Annotated in this window: 9 protein-coding genes and 1 pseudogene; 6 read left to right on the top strand and 4 right to left on the bottom strand. The window is 71.0% G+C overall.

The window, feature by feature from the left end; genetic code table 11:
- Positions 1-475: pseudogene (locus ACP4J0_RS35560) on the bottom strand (hypothetical protein); the annotation flags it as partial.
- 461 nt (positions 476-936) lie between these two features.
- Here ACP4J0_RS35560 and ACP4J0_RS35555 point away from each other — a divergent pair.
- Positions 937-1,923 carry a RecB family exonuclease gene (locus tag ACP4J0_RS35555; RefSeq protein ID WP_426603132.1) on the top strand — a complete coding sequence of 329 codons (987 nt, stop codon included), beginning with the start codon at positions 937-939 and terminating at the stop codon, positions 1,921-1,923.
- 16 nt (positions 1,924-1,939) lie between these two features.
- On the top strand, positions 1,940-2,611 hold the full coding sequence (locus ACP4J0_RS35550; RefSeq protein WP_398135286.1) for a response regulator: 672 nt from the start codon (positions 1,940-1,942) through the stop codon (positions 2,609-2,611).
- Between the two features lie 97 nt (positions 2,612-2,708).
- On the opposite strand, the gene ACP4J0_RS35545 is transcribed toward ACP4J0_RS35550, so the two are convergent.
- The 3 genes from ACP4J0_RS35545 to metH all read right to left on the bottom strand — a co-directional run bounded on the left by ACP4J0_RS35545 (position 2,709) and on the right by metH (position 9,097).
- Positions 2,709-4,310: an ABC transporter substrate-binding protein gene (locus ACP4J0_RS35545; RefSeq protein ID WP_426603130.1), complete on the bottom strand. Its 1,602-nt coding sequence runs from the start codon at positions 4,308-4,310 to the stop codon at positions 2,709-2,711.
- 444 nt (positions 4,311-4,754) lie between these two features.
- On the bottom strand, positions 4,755-5,456 hold the full coding sequence (locus ACP4J0_RS35540; protein WP_426603128.1) for an HAD family hydrolase: 702 nt from the start codon (positions 5,454-5,456) through the stop codon (positions 4,755-4,757).
- Between the two features lie 128 nt (positions 5,457-5,584).
- Positions 5,585-9,097 carry a methionine synthase gene (gene metH, locus ACP4J0_RS35535; protein WP_426603126.1) on the bottom strand — a complete coding sequence of 1,171 codons (3,513 nt, stop codon included), beginning with the start codon at positions 9,095-9,097 and terminating at the stop codon, positions 5,585-5,587.
- Between the two features lie 590 nt (positions 9,098-9,687).
- Here metH and ACP4J0_RS35530 point away from each other — a divergent pair.
- From ACP4J0_RS35530 to ACP4J0_RS35515, 4 genes are all read left to right on the top strand, one after another.
- Complete coding sequence (locus tag ACP4J0_RS35530; RefSeq protein ID WP_426603124.1) at positions 9,688-10,452, top strand: IclR family transcriptional regulator; 765 nt, start codon at positions 9,688-9,690, stop codon at positions 10,450-10,452.
- Between the two features lie 364 nt (positions 10,453-10,816).
- The gene (locus ACP4J0_RS35525) at positions 10,817-11,611 is read left to right on the top strand and encodes an MIP/aquaporin family protein (RefSeq protein WP_426603122.1); all 795 of its coding nucleotides are present in this window, start codon (positions 10,817-10,819) and stop codon (positions 11,609-11,611) included.
- An 84-nt stretch (positions 11,612-11,695) separates the two neighbouring features.
- A complete protein-coding gene (gene glpK, locus ACP4J0_RS35520) occupies positions 11,696-13,234 on the top strand; it encodes a glycerol kinase GlpK (protein ID WP_426603120.1) in 1,539 nt (512 codons plus the stop codon).
- Between the two features lie 8 nt (positions 13,235-13,242).
- A complete protein-coding gene (locus ACP4J0_RS35515; RefSeq protein WP_426603118.1) occupies positions 13,243-14,859 on the top strand; it encodes an FAD-dependent oxidoreductase in 1,617 nt (538 codons plus the stop codon).
- Positions 14,860-14,862 lie beyond the last annotated feature (3 nt).

The following is a 14,862-nucleotide window of genomic DNA, read 5'->3' as shown; positions in this document are numbered from 1 at the left end:
GGTCGGCGCGGGCGTCGCGGCTGCCGCGGCCGGGCTCCGCGGGCCCTTGGGCGGGGTGGCCGCCGTCACCGGGGGGCGGGAGCGGTCCGCGGCCTGCGGCGTCGGTGCCGCCGGCGGACGGGTCCGCCGGCGGGCGGAAGGTGCCGTCACCGCTGGAGGAGGGGACAGCCGGTGGGCTCGTGGGACGGTCGGCTCCGGAAGCGGAGTCCGGCCGTCGGCCTTCGGTGCCCGCGCTGCCGGCGGACGGGTCCGTCGGTGGGCGGGTGGCGTCGTCGCTGCCGGCGGACGTTTCCCACGTCGGGGCGGCCGGGCGGAGGGGCGTCCGCGAGTCCGGGTGCGGGGTGGCGTCGTCCGGGGTGTTCCGCCCTGTCCCGTTCCTCGCGGCGGCGGCTCCCGCAGTGTCCTGCCCCTGCGTCGCGGGGCCCGGCTTCTTGAGGATCAGCGTCTCGGAACCCGGCCCCTCACCGGCAGGCACGTCACGCCCCTGGGTCTCGGATCCGGGCGCCCCGCGACCGGGCACGTCTGCATCCGGCGTTCCGGGGCCCGGTGCCGGTGGATGGCTCTCGGCGGTGTCGGTCGCCGTCCGGGGCTGTTCCTCGGGGTCCTCCCCCGTCGTCCGGGACCGGTCCGCGGGGCGTTCCTCGGGTGGGCCGGAGTCCGCGGGTTCCCGCTGGGCGGCTTCGGCGGCCGGGGTCCCTGCCTGGGGCTCGGCCGACTCGTCGTTGCCGGACCGCGGCTGCCCGCTCCCGCCGCTCACGTCCACGGTGTCCCCTCGTTTCGAAGCGTCCCCCGCGCCTGCCGGGCGGGAGGGTCTCTATCGATGGTATGCGTCCGTCGTGGCCCGTAACGCCCCGGTACCCCTCTGTTCCCTTCCGCCCCACGGGTCACGGCCGCGGGCTGGGTGGCTGTCAGTCGCGGGCCGTAAGGTCTGTGGGCATGGAGACGAGCATCGAGGATGTCGCCGAGGACGCCGGCGGACGCGCCCGGCCGGCGGCGGCGGACCAAGGAGACGCGGCGCCGGACGCGGCGGCCACCACCACGGTCCCCGCTACGGCCGCCCCGGTGCCCGTGGCCAAGGCGCCCGCCTCGCTCTCGCCCTCGCGGGCCGGCGACTTCATGCAGTGCCCGCTGCTGTACCGGTTCCGGGTCATCGACCGCCTGCCGGAGAAGCCGAGCGAGGCGGCGACGCGGGGCACCCTGGTGCACGCGGTGCTGGAGCGGCTCTTCGACGCCCCGGCGGCCGAGCGCACGCCGCCGCGGGCGAAGTCGCTGGTCCCGGGCCAGTGGGACCGGCTGCGGGAGAGCAGGCCGGAGGTCGGTGAGCTGTTCGCCGACGACCCGGGGGGCGAGCGGCTGGCGCAGTGGCTCAGCGAGGCGGAGCGGCTGGTGGAGCGCTGGTTCACGCTGGAGGACCCGAGCCGGCTGGAGCCCGCCGAGCGGGAGCTGTTCGTCGAGGCCGAGCTGGACTCCGGACTGCGGCTGCGGGGCATCATCGACCGGGTCGACGTGGCGCCCACCGGCGAGGTGCGGATCGTCGACTACAAGACGGGCAAGGCGCCCCGCCCCCAGTACGCCGAGGGCGCGCTGTTCCAGATGAAGTTCTACGCGCTGGTCGTGTGGCGGCTGAAGAAGGTCGTCCCGCGGCGCCTGCAGCTGGTCTATCTGGGCAGCGGTGACGTGCTGACGTACGACCCGGTCCTCGCCGACCTGGAGCGGGTGGAGCGCAAGCTGCTGGCGCTGTGGGAGGCCATCCGGCTGGCGACCGAGACGGGCGAGTGGAGGCCGCGTCCCACCAAGTTGTGCGGCTGGTGCGACCACCAGGCGCACTGCCCGGAGTTCGGCGGTACTCCCCCGCCCTATCCGCTGCCGGTGAGGGCGGCCGACTCCGGCGCCGCCGAGCAGGGCAGAATGGGACCGGACTAGCGAGAAGGAGACTTACGTGGCCATCCGCGTCCTACTGGTCGACGACCAGCCGCTGCTGCGCACGGGCTTCCGGATGATTCTGGAGGCGGAGCAGGACATCGCGGTCGTCGGCGAGGCCGGAGACGGCCTCCAGGCACTCGACCAGGTGCGGGCGCTGCAGCCCGATGTGGTGCTGATGGACATCCGCATGCCGCGGATGGACGGTGTGGAGGCGACCCGGCAGATCACCGGGCCCGAGCGGGACGGCCCGGCGAAGGTGCTGGTGCTGACGACCTTCGACCTCGACGAGTACGTGGTGGAGGCGTTGAAGGCGGGCGCCAGCGGGTTCCTGCTGAAGGACGCGCCGGCCAACGAACTGGTGCAGGCGATCCGCGTGGTGGCGAGCGGCGAGGCGATGCTCGCGCCGAGCATCACCAGGCGGCTGCTCGACAAGTACGCCACGCATCTGCCCTCCGGCGAGGAGCCGGTGCCGGACGCGCTGCACACGCTGACGGACCGTGAGGTCGAGGTGCTGAAGCTGGTGGCCCGCGGTCTGTCCAACGCGGAGATCGCCGCCGACCTCTTCGTCAGCGAGACCACCGTCAAGACGCACGTGGGTCATGTGCTGACCAAGCTGGGGCTGCGCGACCGGGTGCAGGCCGCGGTCTACGCGTACGAGAGCGGCCTGGTCCGCCCCGGCGCGCAGTAGGCCGCTCCGCAGGCGTCGGCACCGACGCGCGAGAACCCCGAAGGGCGCCCTCTTCCGACGAGGAGAGGGCGCCCTTCGGGGTCTGTCCGGTGGGCGGTCAGCCGCTCACGCCCCGGCCCAGCTCCCACAGCTGGAGCGAGGAGGAGGAGTTGAGGACGTAGGCCGTGCCCGTGATGTCGTCCCGGGTGGCGACGTACTGCTTGCCCTGCCACAGCGGGATCATCGGGACGTCTTCGGCGGTGATGTCCTGGATCGTGGTCAGGCTGTCCACGGCGGAGAGCCGGTCGGCCTCGCGCCGGGACTCGGGGATCAGGGTGTTGATGATCCGCGGGTTCGCGTAGGGCGAGTTGAGGGTGTTGTTGGTGTCGAGGAACGGCGCGATGAAGCTGTCGGCGTCCGGGAAGTCGGGGAACCAGCCCATGCCGAAGACGTCGTACTTGCCGTCCAGCTCGGCCGGGCGGAACTTCTCCCAGGGCGTGCCCTCGATGTCGACGTCGAAGAGGCCGCTGTCGTTCAGCTGCTTCTGCAGGACTTCGAACTCCTGCTTGGTCGCGGCACCGTAGTGGTCCGTCGTGTAGTGCATCGTGAACTTGACCGGAGTGGTGACGCCCGCGTCCTCCAGCATGGCCTTGGCCTTGGCGACGTCCGGGTCTCCGTACCTGTTGAAGAACGAGTTGGAGTGCCCGGTGATGCCGGCCGGAACCATCGAGTACAGCGGCTCGGCCTGGGAGCCGTAGACCGCGGAGACGAGTTCGCTGCGGTTGATGAGCTGGGCCACCGCCGTGCGGACGGCCTTGTCCTTCACCGTCGTCGCCTTCGTGTTGAAGGCGAGGTACCGGATCTCGAGGCCGGACACCTCGACCAGGTCGACGTCGCCGCCCGTGGCCTTGGAGAGCTTCTGGATCTGCTCCGGCGTCATCGCACGGGTCATCAGGTCGATGTCGCCCTTGTCGAGCGCCGTGCCCATGGTGTCGGCGTCTTCGAACGACACGAGTTCGACCTTGTCGTTGTTCACCGTCAGGCTCCCCTTGTAGTGGGGGTTCTTGGTGAACACGGCCTTGGTCAGTGCGCCGTCCTTGACCTCGGCCTTCATGGTGTACGGGCCGGAGCCGTCCAGTTCGAAGCCCTCGCGCAGCTTGTCCTTCTCGTAGTCGTCCGGGTTGACGATGCCGGCGACCGGGGTCGACAGCTTGTACGGGAAGGTGGCGTCGGCGCTGTTGAGGTGGAAGATGACCTCGCGGTCGCCCTGCGTCTCGACGGTGTCGACGGTGGACAGCAGGCTGTACACCTGGCTTTCGGCCTTGATGGACAGGGCACGCTCGATGGAGTACTTCACGTCCTGGGCGGTGACGGGGTCGCCGTTGGCGAACTTCAGGCCGTCACGCAGGGTGCAGGAGTAGCGCTCGTTGCCGGTGTCGGTGAACCCGCACTGCTCGGCGGCCTCGGGTACGGGTTCTCCGTCGCCGCGGGGCTGGACCATCAGGGTCTGTGAGGTCTGACGCAGGATGTTCCAGAGGCCGACATCGTAGGCGTACGCCGGGTCGAGGGGCGCGGGTGCCTCCTTCGAGGCGGTGAACCGGTCCGTGGTGCCGACGACGATCGCGTCCCCGTCGCTGCCGCTGTCGGACCCGCCGCAGGCGGCGAGCGCCGGCGCGAGCAGGCCCACGACGGCCGGCAGCACCAAAGTCTTGCGGTTCATGCTCGAGTTTCTCCAGAGCTGTCGGTCCGTGTATCCGGCATGCAGGGGTGTCGCGGCGGATCACGGGGGTAGTGGCCGATGTTCTCGCGACGAGATTAGTCCGCGCCCGCACGGGGGTTCGCAGCCACCGGAGTTGAGACCTCATCACGGAGCGAAACCGGGTGTGGACACACCGAAAACCCGACAGGGGAAGGATTGGTGCAGCATTTCACCAATCAGGACACAAGGGCACCTCGACAACGTTCGCCTGGGGCGGGGCAGCACAGCGTTACCACCCTGTCGACCCCTCGCAACGTGGGGAACATCACATGGGAGCTTTCGCCGACAGGTGCCGGAATTCGGCCATCCGGAGCGGCTCGAATTCTTCCGCGCCTGTTCCCCGGGCCGCCTCGCGCGGCCGTTTCCGGAATTCCCCGTTAACGCCGCTGCACGCTGGGTGAAGGTCTAGCGCATTTGTGTCATCAGGCCACGCAGAAATGTCAGGTCTACGTCTTCCAGCGAGCCGACCACCGTGCGCCGGGCGGCCGGGGTGATGGGGGTGACCGAGGGCACCGCCACGACGTGGCAGCCGGCGGCCTCCGCGGCGGCGACTCCGGTCGCGGTGTCCTCGACGACGGCGCACCGGGCCGGGTCCACGCCGAGTCCGGCCGCGGCGGCCAGGTACGGGTCCGGGTGGGGCTTGGTACGCGGCACCTCGTCGCCGGCGACGGTGAGGCCAAAGTGCTGGGGGCCCAGCGAGGTCAGCACCCGGTCGATGATGCGCCGGTGCGAGGCGGAGACCAGCGCGGTGGGGACCTCGTGCGCGGAGAGCTCCGCGAGCAGCCGGGCGGCTCCCGGCATGAGCGGCAGGGTACGGCCGATGCGCTTCTCGAAGCCGTCGTTGAGCAGCACGCTGAGTTCGGCGAGCGAGATGCGCGCACCGGTGGCCTCGATCAGGAATCCCGCGCTGCGGCTCATCGGGCCGCCGACGACCACGTGCCGCCAGGAGTCGTCGAGGGTGTGGCCTAGGGAGGCGAAGACCTCGACCTCGACGTCCCACCAGAAGCCCTCGGTGTCCACCAGGGTGCCGTCCATGTCGAGAAGCACGGCCTGCAGGGCGGAGCCTTCGGCCGTACGGGTTCCGAGCGCGGGGACCGTACTGGTCATCCACGTACCTCCTTGAGGGACGGTCAGGCCGGCCCCCACGAAGGGAACCGGCCTGCAGTGGACCGACCAGTGTACGTCGGGCGGGACGAGAACGCCTGATGTGACCGCGGAGCGGGCTACCGGGGGCCTCAGCGGGCGTTGAAGTACTTCGCCTCCGGGTGGTGGATCACGATGGCGTCGGTGGACTGCTCGGGGTGGAGCTGGAACTCCTCGGACAGGTGGACGCCGATGCGTTCCGGCTGGAGCAGTTCGGCGATCTTGGCGCGGTCCTCCAGGTCGGGGCAGGCGCCGTAGCCGAGGGAGAAGCGGGCGCCCCGGTACTTCAGGGCGAACATGTCCTCCATCTGGGCCGGGTCCTCCCCGCCGAAGCCGAGCTCGGAGCGCACGCGCGCGTGCCAGTACTCGGCGAGGGCCTCGGCCAGCTGGACGGACAGGCCGTGGAGTTCGAGGTAGTCGCGGTAGGCGTTGGCCTCGAACATGCGGGCCGTCTCCTCGCCGATCCGGGAGCCGACGGTGACGACCTGGAAGCCGACGACGTCCCTCTCGCCGGACTCCTCCGGGCGGAAGAAGTCGGCCAGGCACAGGCGGCGGCCGCGGCGCTGGCGCGGGAAGGTGAACCGGGTGCGCTCGTTGCCGTCGTCGTCGAGGACGATCAGGTCGTCGTCCTTGGAGACGCACGGGAAGTAGCCGTAGACCACGGCCGCCTCCAGCAGGTTCTCCGTCTGGAGCCGGTCGAGGAGTCCGCGCAGTCGCGGCCGGCCCTCGGACTCGACCAGTTCCTCGTACGAGGGGCCCTCGCCGGTACGGGCCTGCTTCAGGCCCCACTGGCCCTTGAAGAGGGCGCCCTCGTCCAGCCAGGACGCGTACTCCTTGAGCTGGATGCCCTTGACCACGCGGGTGCCGCGGAAGGGCGGGGTGGGCACGGGGTTGTCGGTGGCGACGTCGGAGCGGACGTGGCCTTCCTCGGGGCGTTCCTCGATCTCCACGGTGGCGGCGCGGACCCGTCGCTGGCGCAGTTCGGGCAGTTTCGCGCCCGGCACCCCGCGCTTGATGCCGATGAGGGCGTCCATCAGGCGCAGGCCCTCGAAGGCGTCGCGGGCGTAGCGGACCTCGCCGTCGTAGACCTCGTGCAGGTCCTGCTCGACGTAGGCGCGGGTCAGCGCCGCGCCGCCGAGGATCACGGGGTAGTCGGCGGCCAGCTTGCGCTGGTTGAGCTCCTCCAGGTTCTCCTTCATGATCACCGTGGATTTGACCAGGAGCCCGGACATGCCGATCACGTCGGCGCGGTGCTCCTCGGCCGCCTCCAGGATCGCGGAGACCGGCTGCTTGATGCCGAGGTTGACGACGTTGTAGCCGTTGTTGGAGAGGATGATGTCGACGAGGTTCTTGCCGATGTCGTGCACGTCACCGCGGACGGTGGCCAGCACGATGGTGCCCTTGCCGTCGTCGTCGGTCTTCTCCATGTGCGGCTCCAGGTGGGCCACCGCGGTCTTCATGACCTCGGCGGACTGGAGCACGAACGGCAGCTGCATCTGGCCGGAGCCGAACAGCTCACCGACCACCTTCATGCCGTCGAGGAGGGTCTCGTTGACGATGTCGAGGGCCGGACGCTCCGTCAGGGCCTCGTCCAGGTCGGCCTCGAGGCCGTTCTTCTCGCCGTCGATGATGCGGCGCTTGAGGCGCTCCTCCAGCGGGAGGGCGGCCAGTTCCTCGGCCTTGGAGGCCCGCAGCGACTTGGCCGTGGCGCCCTCGAAGAGCGCCATGAGCTTCTGCAGCGGGTCGTAGCCCTCGCGGCGGCGGTCGTAGATCAGGTCCAGGGCGGTGGTGACCTGTTCCTCGTCGAACCGCGCGATCGGCAGGATCTTGCTCGCGTGCACGATCGCCGAGTCCAGGCCGGCCTTGACGCACTCGTCCAGGAACACGGAGTTGAGCAGGATGCGGGCGGCCGGGTTGAGGCCGAAGGAGATGTTCGACAGCCCGAGGGTGGTCTGCACGTCCGGGTGGCGGCGCTTGAGCTCGCGGATGCCCTCGATGGTGGCGACGCCGTCGCCGCGGGACTCCTCCTGGCCGGTGCAGATGGTGAAGGTCAGGCAGTCGACGAGGATGTCGGACTCGTGGATGCCCCAGTTGCCCGTCAGGTCGTCGATCAGCCGTTCGGCGATCTCGACCTTCTTCTCGGCGGTGCGGGCCTGGCCCTCCTCGTCGATGGTCAGGGCGATCAGCGCGGCGCCGTGCTCCTGCGCCAGCTTGGTGACCTTCGCGAACCGGGAGTCGGGGCCGTCGCCGTCCTCGTAGTTGACGGAGTTGATGACCGCGCGGCCGCCGAGCTTCTCCAGACCGGCGCGGATGACGGGGACCTCGGTGGAGTCCAGGACGATCGGCAGCGTGGAGGCGGTGGCGAAGCGGCCCGCCAGTTCCTCCATGTCGGCGACGCCGTCGCGGCCCACGTAGTCCACGCACAGGTCGAGCATGTGCGCGCCCTCGCGGATCTGGTCGCGGGCCATCTCCACGCAGTCGTCCCAGCGGCCCTCGAGCATCGCCTCCCGGAACTTCTTCGACCCGTTCGCGTTCGTCCGCTCACCGATCGCCAGGTAGGAGGTGTCCTGCCGGAACGGCACGCTCTGGTACAGGGAGGCCGCGCCCGGCTCGGGGCGCGGGTGGCGCTCGGTGGGGGCGGTGCCCCGCACCCGCTCCACGACCTGGCGCAGGTGCTCGGGCGTCGTGCCGCAGCAGCCGCCCACCAGGGACAGGCCGTACTCGCGTACGAAGGTCTCCTGTGCGTCGGCCAGCTCGGGCGCGGTCAGCGGGTAGTGGGCGCCGTCCTTGCCCAGGACCGGCAGGCCGGCGTTGGGCATGCAGGACAGCGGGATCCGGGAGTGGCGGGACAGGTAGCGCAGGTGCTCGCTCATCTCCGCGGGGCCGGTCGCGCAGTTCATGCCGATCATGTCGATGCCCAGCGGCTCCAGCGCGGTCAGCGCGGCGCCGATCTCCGAGCCCAGCAGCATCGTGCCGGTCGTCTCCACCGTCACCGAGCAGATCACCGGCAGGTCGAGGCCGAGTGCGTCCAGGGCGCGCCGGGCGCCGAGCACGGAGGCCTTGGTCTGCAGCAGGTCCTGCGTCGTCTCGACCAGCAGGGCGTCCGCGCCTCCGGCGACCAGGCCCTCGGCGTTGCGCTGGTAGGCGTCCCGCAGGAGGGTGTACGGGGCGTGCCCGAGGGTGGGGAGCTTGGTGCCGGGGCCGATGGAACCGAGCACCCAGCGTTGCCGGCCGTCCCGCGCGGCGAACTCGTCGGCGACCTCGCGGGCCACCCGGGCGCCGGCCTCCGACAGCTCGTGGACGCGCTCGGGGATGTCGTACTCGCCCAGCGCGGAGTGGTTGGCGCCGAAGGTGTTGGTCCCCACGCAGTCGACGCCGGCGGCGAAGTACTCCTCGTGCACCGAGCGCACGATGTCCGGGCGGGTCACGTTCAGGACCTCGTTGCACCCCTCCAGCTGCTGGAAATCGTCCAGCGAGGGGTTCTGCGCCTGGAGCATGGTGCCCATCGCTCCGTCGGCGACCACCACACGGGTGGCGAGCGCCTCCCGGAGGGCGGAGACACGGGTGCGGGTGTCGGCGGACGGGGTGGACGGCGACGAGGCCATGAAGGGGCTCCCTAGGATGCGACGGCTGTCGGCTTTGCGCTGCCCGGTGCCGTCCGCAGGGAACGTCCCGGGGGAGAACGCACGTCGCCAGGGTAGCCGGGACCGGGGACGGATGGTCGGGGCGTCCACGAGACGGACGGGTGCGGCGGGGCGGGCGCCCGCCGAAGGGGTGACCGTCCGGGCCTCGGAAAGGGCCGGGGCCGCGCCCGGGCGAGCCGCGAACGGGCCGGGCGGAGACCGGGGCCGCGCCCGGGCGAGCCGCGAACGGGCCGGGCGGAGACCGGGGCCGCGCCACGAGCGGGCCGGGAAGGAGGGGCCAGGACGGAGCCGGGGGGACGGGCCGGAGGGGCCATGACGAGCCGGCGGACGGGCCGGAGGCGGCCAGGCGGAGGGAGTTCCGGGGCGGGCCGGCCCGTGCTTCCCGGCCGCTGCCGGAGGACGGTACCGGCGACCGGGTCACATGGCCGAAGTGCAACAGTTGCCCGCCGACCATTGGCGGGAGGTCGGCATCGACCGGTAGTGTTCGGCATTGCCGAACGACGTCAGCGACGCCGAGGTCGGCAGTCGAAGGGGACGGAGGCAGTACGTCGATGGCACGGAACATCCAGTCGCTCGAGCGGGCGGCCGCGATGCTGCGCCTGCTCGCGGGCGGCGAGCGGCGGCTCGGCCTGTCGGACATCGCCTCGTCGCTGGGTCTGGCCAAGGGCACCGCGCACGGCATCCTGCGCACCCTCCAGCAGGAGGGCTTCGTGGAGCAGGACGACGCCTCCGGGCGCTACCAGCTGGGCGCCGAGCTGCTGCGCCTGGGCACGACGTACCTCGACGTGCACGAGCTGCGGGCGCGCGCCCTGGTGTGGACGGACGACCTGGCCCGGTCCAGCGGCGAGAGCGTCCACCTCGGCGTCCTGCACCAGCAGGGCGTCCTGATCGTGCACCACGTCTTCCGGCCCGACGACAGCCGGCAGGTGCTGGAGATCGGCGCCATGCAGCCGCTGCACTCCACGGCGCTGGGCAAGGTGCTGTCCGCCTACGACCCGGTCGCGCACAGCGAGGCGCTGGAGGCCGAGCGCACCGCGTACACGGACCGGACCGTCTGCGAGCCGGACGGATTCGAGCACATCCTGGACATCACGCGCGCGCGTGGTTACGCGGCCGACGTCGAGGAGACCTGGGACGGCATCGCCTCCATCGCCGCCCCCATCCACGACCGCCGGCGCATGCCGGTCGGCGCGGTCGGCATCACCGGGGCCGTGGAACGGCTGTGCCGGGACGGTGAACTGCGGCCCGAGCTGGTCGCGGCGGTACGGGACTGCGCCCGCGCCGTGTCGCGGGACCTGGGCGCCGGGCGGTTCTGACAGCGCCCGGGCGGGCGCGGACACCCGCAGGGGCCGGGACGCCGGACGGCGTTCCGGTCCTTTTGCCTGCCCCGACGCGGCGAAGCGGACATACGGCCCGAAGACCCGCACACCCCGTTCCCGGGGACCGATAGTCCATGACGATCAATAACGATCGTGTTTTCGATAACAGAACTCTTGACGCACGGCTGACGCCGAGACGAGACTCGCGTCCATCGGTCGGCATTGTCGAACACCTACCGGCAATACGCGTTAGAGTGTGACAACGCCAAGGGCCGCCACCGCTCTCACACCGAGAGCGCCGGAACACCCGGAGGGACCCGGGGGTTCGGCTTTCCCTGGACGAAGGACAAAGGAGTCGCGGGTGTCCAGCTCCGACATCTTCATCGGCGAGACCATCGGTACCGCCATACTCATCCTGCTCGGCGGCGGTGTCTGCGCCGCCGTGACGCTCAAGGCCTCCAAGGCGCGCAACGCCGGCTGGGTCGCCATCGCCCTCGGGTGGGGCTTCGCCGTCATGACGGCGGCGTACATCTCCACCCCGCTCTCCGGCGCCCACCTCAACCCGGCCGTGACGATCGGCATCGCGATCAAGGACGGCGAGTGGGGCAACGTCCCCACCTACTTCGCCGGGCAGATCCTCGGCGCCATGATCGGTGCCGTCCTGGTCTGGGTCGCCTACTACGGCCAGTTCCAGGCCCACCTGACCGACCCGGAGATCGTCGGCGGCCCTGACGCGCGGGACACCACGGCCAAGGCCGTCGAGGCCCAGGAGAAGGGCGCCGGCCCCGTCCTGGGCGTCTTCTCCACCGGCCCGGAGATCCGGCACACGGTCCAGAACCTCGCCACCGAGATCATCGGCACCTTCGTCCTGCTGCTCGCCATCCTGACCCAGGGCCTGAACGACGCGGGCAACGGCCTCGGCACCCTGGGCGCCCTGATCACCTCGTTCGTGGTGGTCTCGATCGGCCTGTCCCTCGGCGGCCCCACGGGCTACGCGATCAACCCGGTCCGCGACCTCGGTCCGCGCATCGTGCACGCCCTGCTGCCCCTGCCGAACAAGGGCGGCTCCGACTGGTCCTACGCCTGGGTCCCGGTCGTCGGTCCGCTGATCGGCGGCGCGATCGCCGGAGGTGTCTACAACGTCGCGTTCGCCTGAGCGGCCTTCCGCTCGGCCATCATCGAGCCGCAGAACACGCGCCGTACGCACCGGCCCCACACCACGGAACCCCAGGAGCACACAGTGACCGACGCTCACACCGCCGGACCCTTCATCGCCGCGATCGACCAGGGCACGACCTCCTCCCGCTGCATCGTCTTCGACCGCGACGGACGCATCGTTTCCGTCGACCAGAAGGAGCACGAGCAGATCTTCCCCAAGCCCGGGTGGGTCGAGCACAACGCCGCCGAGATCTGGACCAACGTCCAGGAGGTCGTCGCCGGGGCCATCGAGAAGGCCGGCATCACCCGCGACGACATCAAGGCCATCGGCATCACCAACCAGCGCGAGACCACGCTGGTCTGGGACAAGAACACCGGTGAGCCCGTCCACAACGCCATCGTCTGGCAGGACACCCGTACCGACGCCCTCTGCCGCGAGCTGGGCCGCAACGTCGGCCAGGACCGCTTCCGCCGCGAGACCGGCCTCCCCCTCGCCTCCTACTTCGCCGGCCCCAAGGCCCGCTGGCTGCTCGACAACGTCGACGGCCTGCGCGAGCGCGCCGAGGCGGGCGACCTGCTCTTCGGCACCATGGACACCTGGGTCATCTGGAACCTGACCGGCGGGGTGAACGGCGGCAAGCACGTCACCGACGTCACCAACGCCTCCCGCACCATGCTGATGAACCTGCACACCATGCAGTGGGACGCCAGGATCGCCGAGTCCATCGGCGTGCCGACGCAGATGCTCCCCGAGATCCGCTCCTCCGCCGAGGTCTACGGCGAGATCAAGGGCGGCAGACTGGGCGAGCTGCTCGGCGGTGTCCCGGTCGCCTCAGCGCTCGGCGACCAGCAGGCGGCCCTGTTCGGCCAGACCTGCTTCTCCGAGGGCGAGACCAAGTCGACGTACGGCACCGGCACCTTCATGGTGATGAACACCGGTGACAAGCTCATCAACTCCTACTCGGGCCTGCTGACCACGGTCGGCTACAAGATCGGCGACCAGGACACGGTCTACGCCCTCGAGGGGTCGATCGCCGTCACCGGCTCGCTGGTGCAGTGGATGCGCGACCAGATGGGCCTGATCTCCACCGCCGCCGAGATCGAGACCCTGGCGATGCAGGTCGAGGACAACGGCGGCGCCTACTTCGTCCCGGCCTTCTCCGGCCTGTTCGCCCCGTACTGGCGCTCCGACGCCCGCGGTGTGATCGCCGGCCTGACCCGGTACGTCACCAAGGCGCACCTCGCGCGCGCCGTCCTGGAGGCCACCGCCTGGCAGACGCGGGAGATCGCGGACGCCATGACGAAGGACTCCGGTGTGGAGCTGACCGCCCTCAAGGTCGACGGCGGCATGACCTCCAACAACCTGCTGATGCAGACCCTCGCCGACTTCGTGGACGCCCCGGTGGTGCGCCCGATGGTCGCCGAGACCACCTGCCTCGGCGCCGCCTACGCCGCCGGCCTCGCCGTCGGCTTCTGGAACAGCACCGACGACCTGCGCGCCAACTGGCGACGGGCCGCCGAGTGGACCCCCCGCATGGACGCGGAGATCCGCGACCGTGAGTACAAGAGCTGGCTCAAGGCCGTCGAGCGGACCATGGGCTGGCTCGAGGACGAGGAGTAAGAACCGCAATGACCACTCAGTCCACCCTGCAGTCCGTGCCTGCCCTGGGGACGCACCCGGCCTCCGGCTCGAACCCGAGCCGGGCCGAGACCCGGGAGCAGCTCTCCAAGGCGTCGTACGACCTTCTCGTGATCGGCGGCGGCATCCTGGGCATCTCCACCGCCTGGCACGCCGCGCAGTCCGGCCTCAGGGTGGCCGTGGTCGACGCCGGCGACTTCGCCGGCGCCACCTCCTCCGCCTCCTCCAAGCTGCTCCACGGCGGACTGCGCTACCTGCAGACCGGCGCGGTGAAGCTGGTGGCGGAGAACCACTTCGAGCGCCGTGCGGTCTCCCGCCAGGTGGCCCCCCACCTGGCGAACCCGCTCACCTTCTACCTCCCCGTGTACAAGGGCGGGCCGCACGGCGCGGCGAAGCTGGGTGCCGGTGTGTTCGCGTACTCGGCGCTGTCCGCCTTCGGTGACGGCGTCGGCCACCTGCTCTCCCCGGCCAAGGCCGCGCAGGACGTGCCGGAGCTGCGCACCGACAACCTCAAGGCCGTGGCCGTGTACGGCGACGACCAGATGAACGACGCCCGCATGGCGCTGATGACCGTCCGCGCGGCGGCCGAGTCGGGCGCGGTCGTCCTCAACCACGCCGAGGTGACCGGCCTGCGCTTCACCAAGGGGCGGGTGACCGGCGCCGAGCTGAAGGACCGCCTGACCGGCGACGAGTTCGGGGTGAACGCCCGCCTGGTGCTCAACGCCACCGGCCCCTGGGTCGACCACCTGCGGCGCATGGAGGACCCGAACGCGGCCCCGTCCATCCGCCTGTCCAAGGGCGCGCACCTGGTCCTCAAGCGCACCGCGCCCTGGAAGGCCGCGCTGGCCACCCCGATCGACAAGTACCGCATCACCTTCGCCCTCCCCTGGGAGGACATGCTGCTGCTCGGCACGACCGACGAGGAGTTCGAGGGCGACCCGGCGGACGTCGCGGTCAACGAGAAGGACATAGCCCAGATCCTCGACGAGGCCGCCTTCTCCATCCGCGACCAGCAGCTCGACCGGGACCTGATCACGTACTCCTTCGCGGGTCTGCGCGTGCTGCCGGGCGGCCCCGGTGACACCGCGAAGGCCAAGCGCGAGACGGTCGTCAGCGAGGGCCGGGGCGGCATGCTGTCCGTCGCGGGCGGCAAGTGGACCACCTTCCGTCACATCGGCCGTACGGTCATGAAGAAGCTGGAGGCGCTGCCGGGCCACCCGCTGGGCGACGACTTCGAGCCGATCGCGTCGCTGCCGAAGAAGCTGCCGCTGCCGGGCGTCGCCAACCCGCGCGCGGTCGCGCACCGGCTGCTGGTGGACGGCCCGGCGCCCGGCCCGCGGATGGCGGCGGACACCGCCAGGCACCTGGCCACGCACTACGGCTCGCTGGCCTTCGACATCGCGCGTCTGGCCAACGACAACCCGGAGCTGGCCGAGCGTGTCCACCCCGACGCCCCGGAGATCTGGGCACAGGTCGTGTGGGCCCGGGACCACGAGTGGGCCGAGACGCAGGACGACGTGCTGCGCCGGCGGACGACGCTGACGATCCGCGGCCTGGCCACGGAAGACGTCCGCGCCAAGGTCCAGGACCTGCTCGACAAGAAGTAGGAC

It is taken from the genome of Streptomyces sp. WG7, assembly GCF_049975785.1.
In the GTDB taxonomy this organism is placed as follows: domain Bacteria; phylum Actinomycetota; class Actinomycetes; order Streptomycetales; family Streptomycetaceae; genus Streptomyces.
Note: the sequence above shows the minus strand (reverse complement) of the source record. Positions and strands in the feature narration are given on the sequence as shown.

What these genes read in the sequence shown, in the direction of transcription:
- ACP4J0_RS35540 (WP_426603128.1), bottom strand. Translation starts at nt 5,456, where the DNA reads ATGACCAGTACGGTCCCCGCGCTCGGAACCCGTACGGCCGAAGGCTCC.
- ACP4J0_RS35515 (WP_426603118.1), top strand. Translation starts at nt 13,243, where the DNA reads ATGACCACTCAGTCCACCCTGCAGTCCGTGCCTGCCCTGGGGACGCAC.
- ACP4J0_RS35530 (WP_426603124.1), top strand. Translation starts at nt 9,688, where the DNA reads ATGGCACGGAACATCCAGTCGCTCGAGCGGGCGGCCGCGATGCTGCGC.
- ACP4J0_RS35555 (WP_426603132.1), top strand. Translation starts at nt 937, where the DNA reads ATGGAGACGAGCATCGAGGATGTCGCCGAGGACGCCGGCGGACGCGCC.
- ACP4J0_RS35545 (WP_426603130.1), bottom strand. Translation starts at nt 4,310, where the DNA reads ATGAACCGCAAGACTTTGGTGCTGCCGGCCGTCGTGGGCCTGCTCGCG.
- metH (WP_426603126.1), bottom strand. Translation starts at nt 9,097, where the DNA reads ATGGCCTCGTCGCCGTCCACCCCGTCCGCCGACACCCGCACCCGTGTC.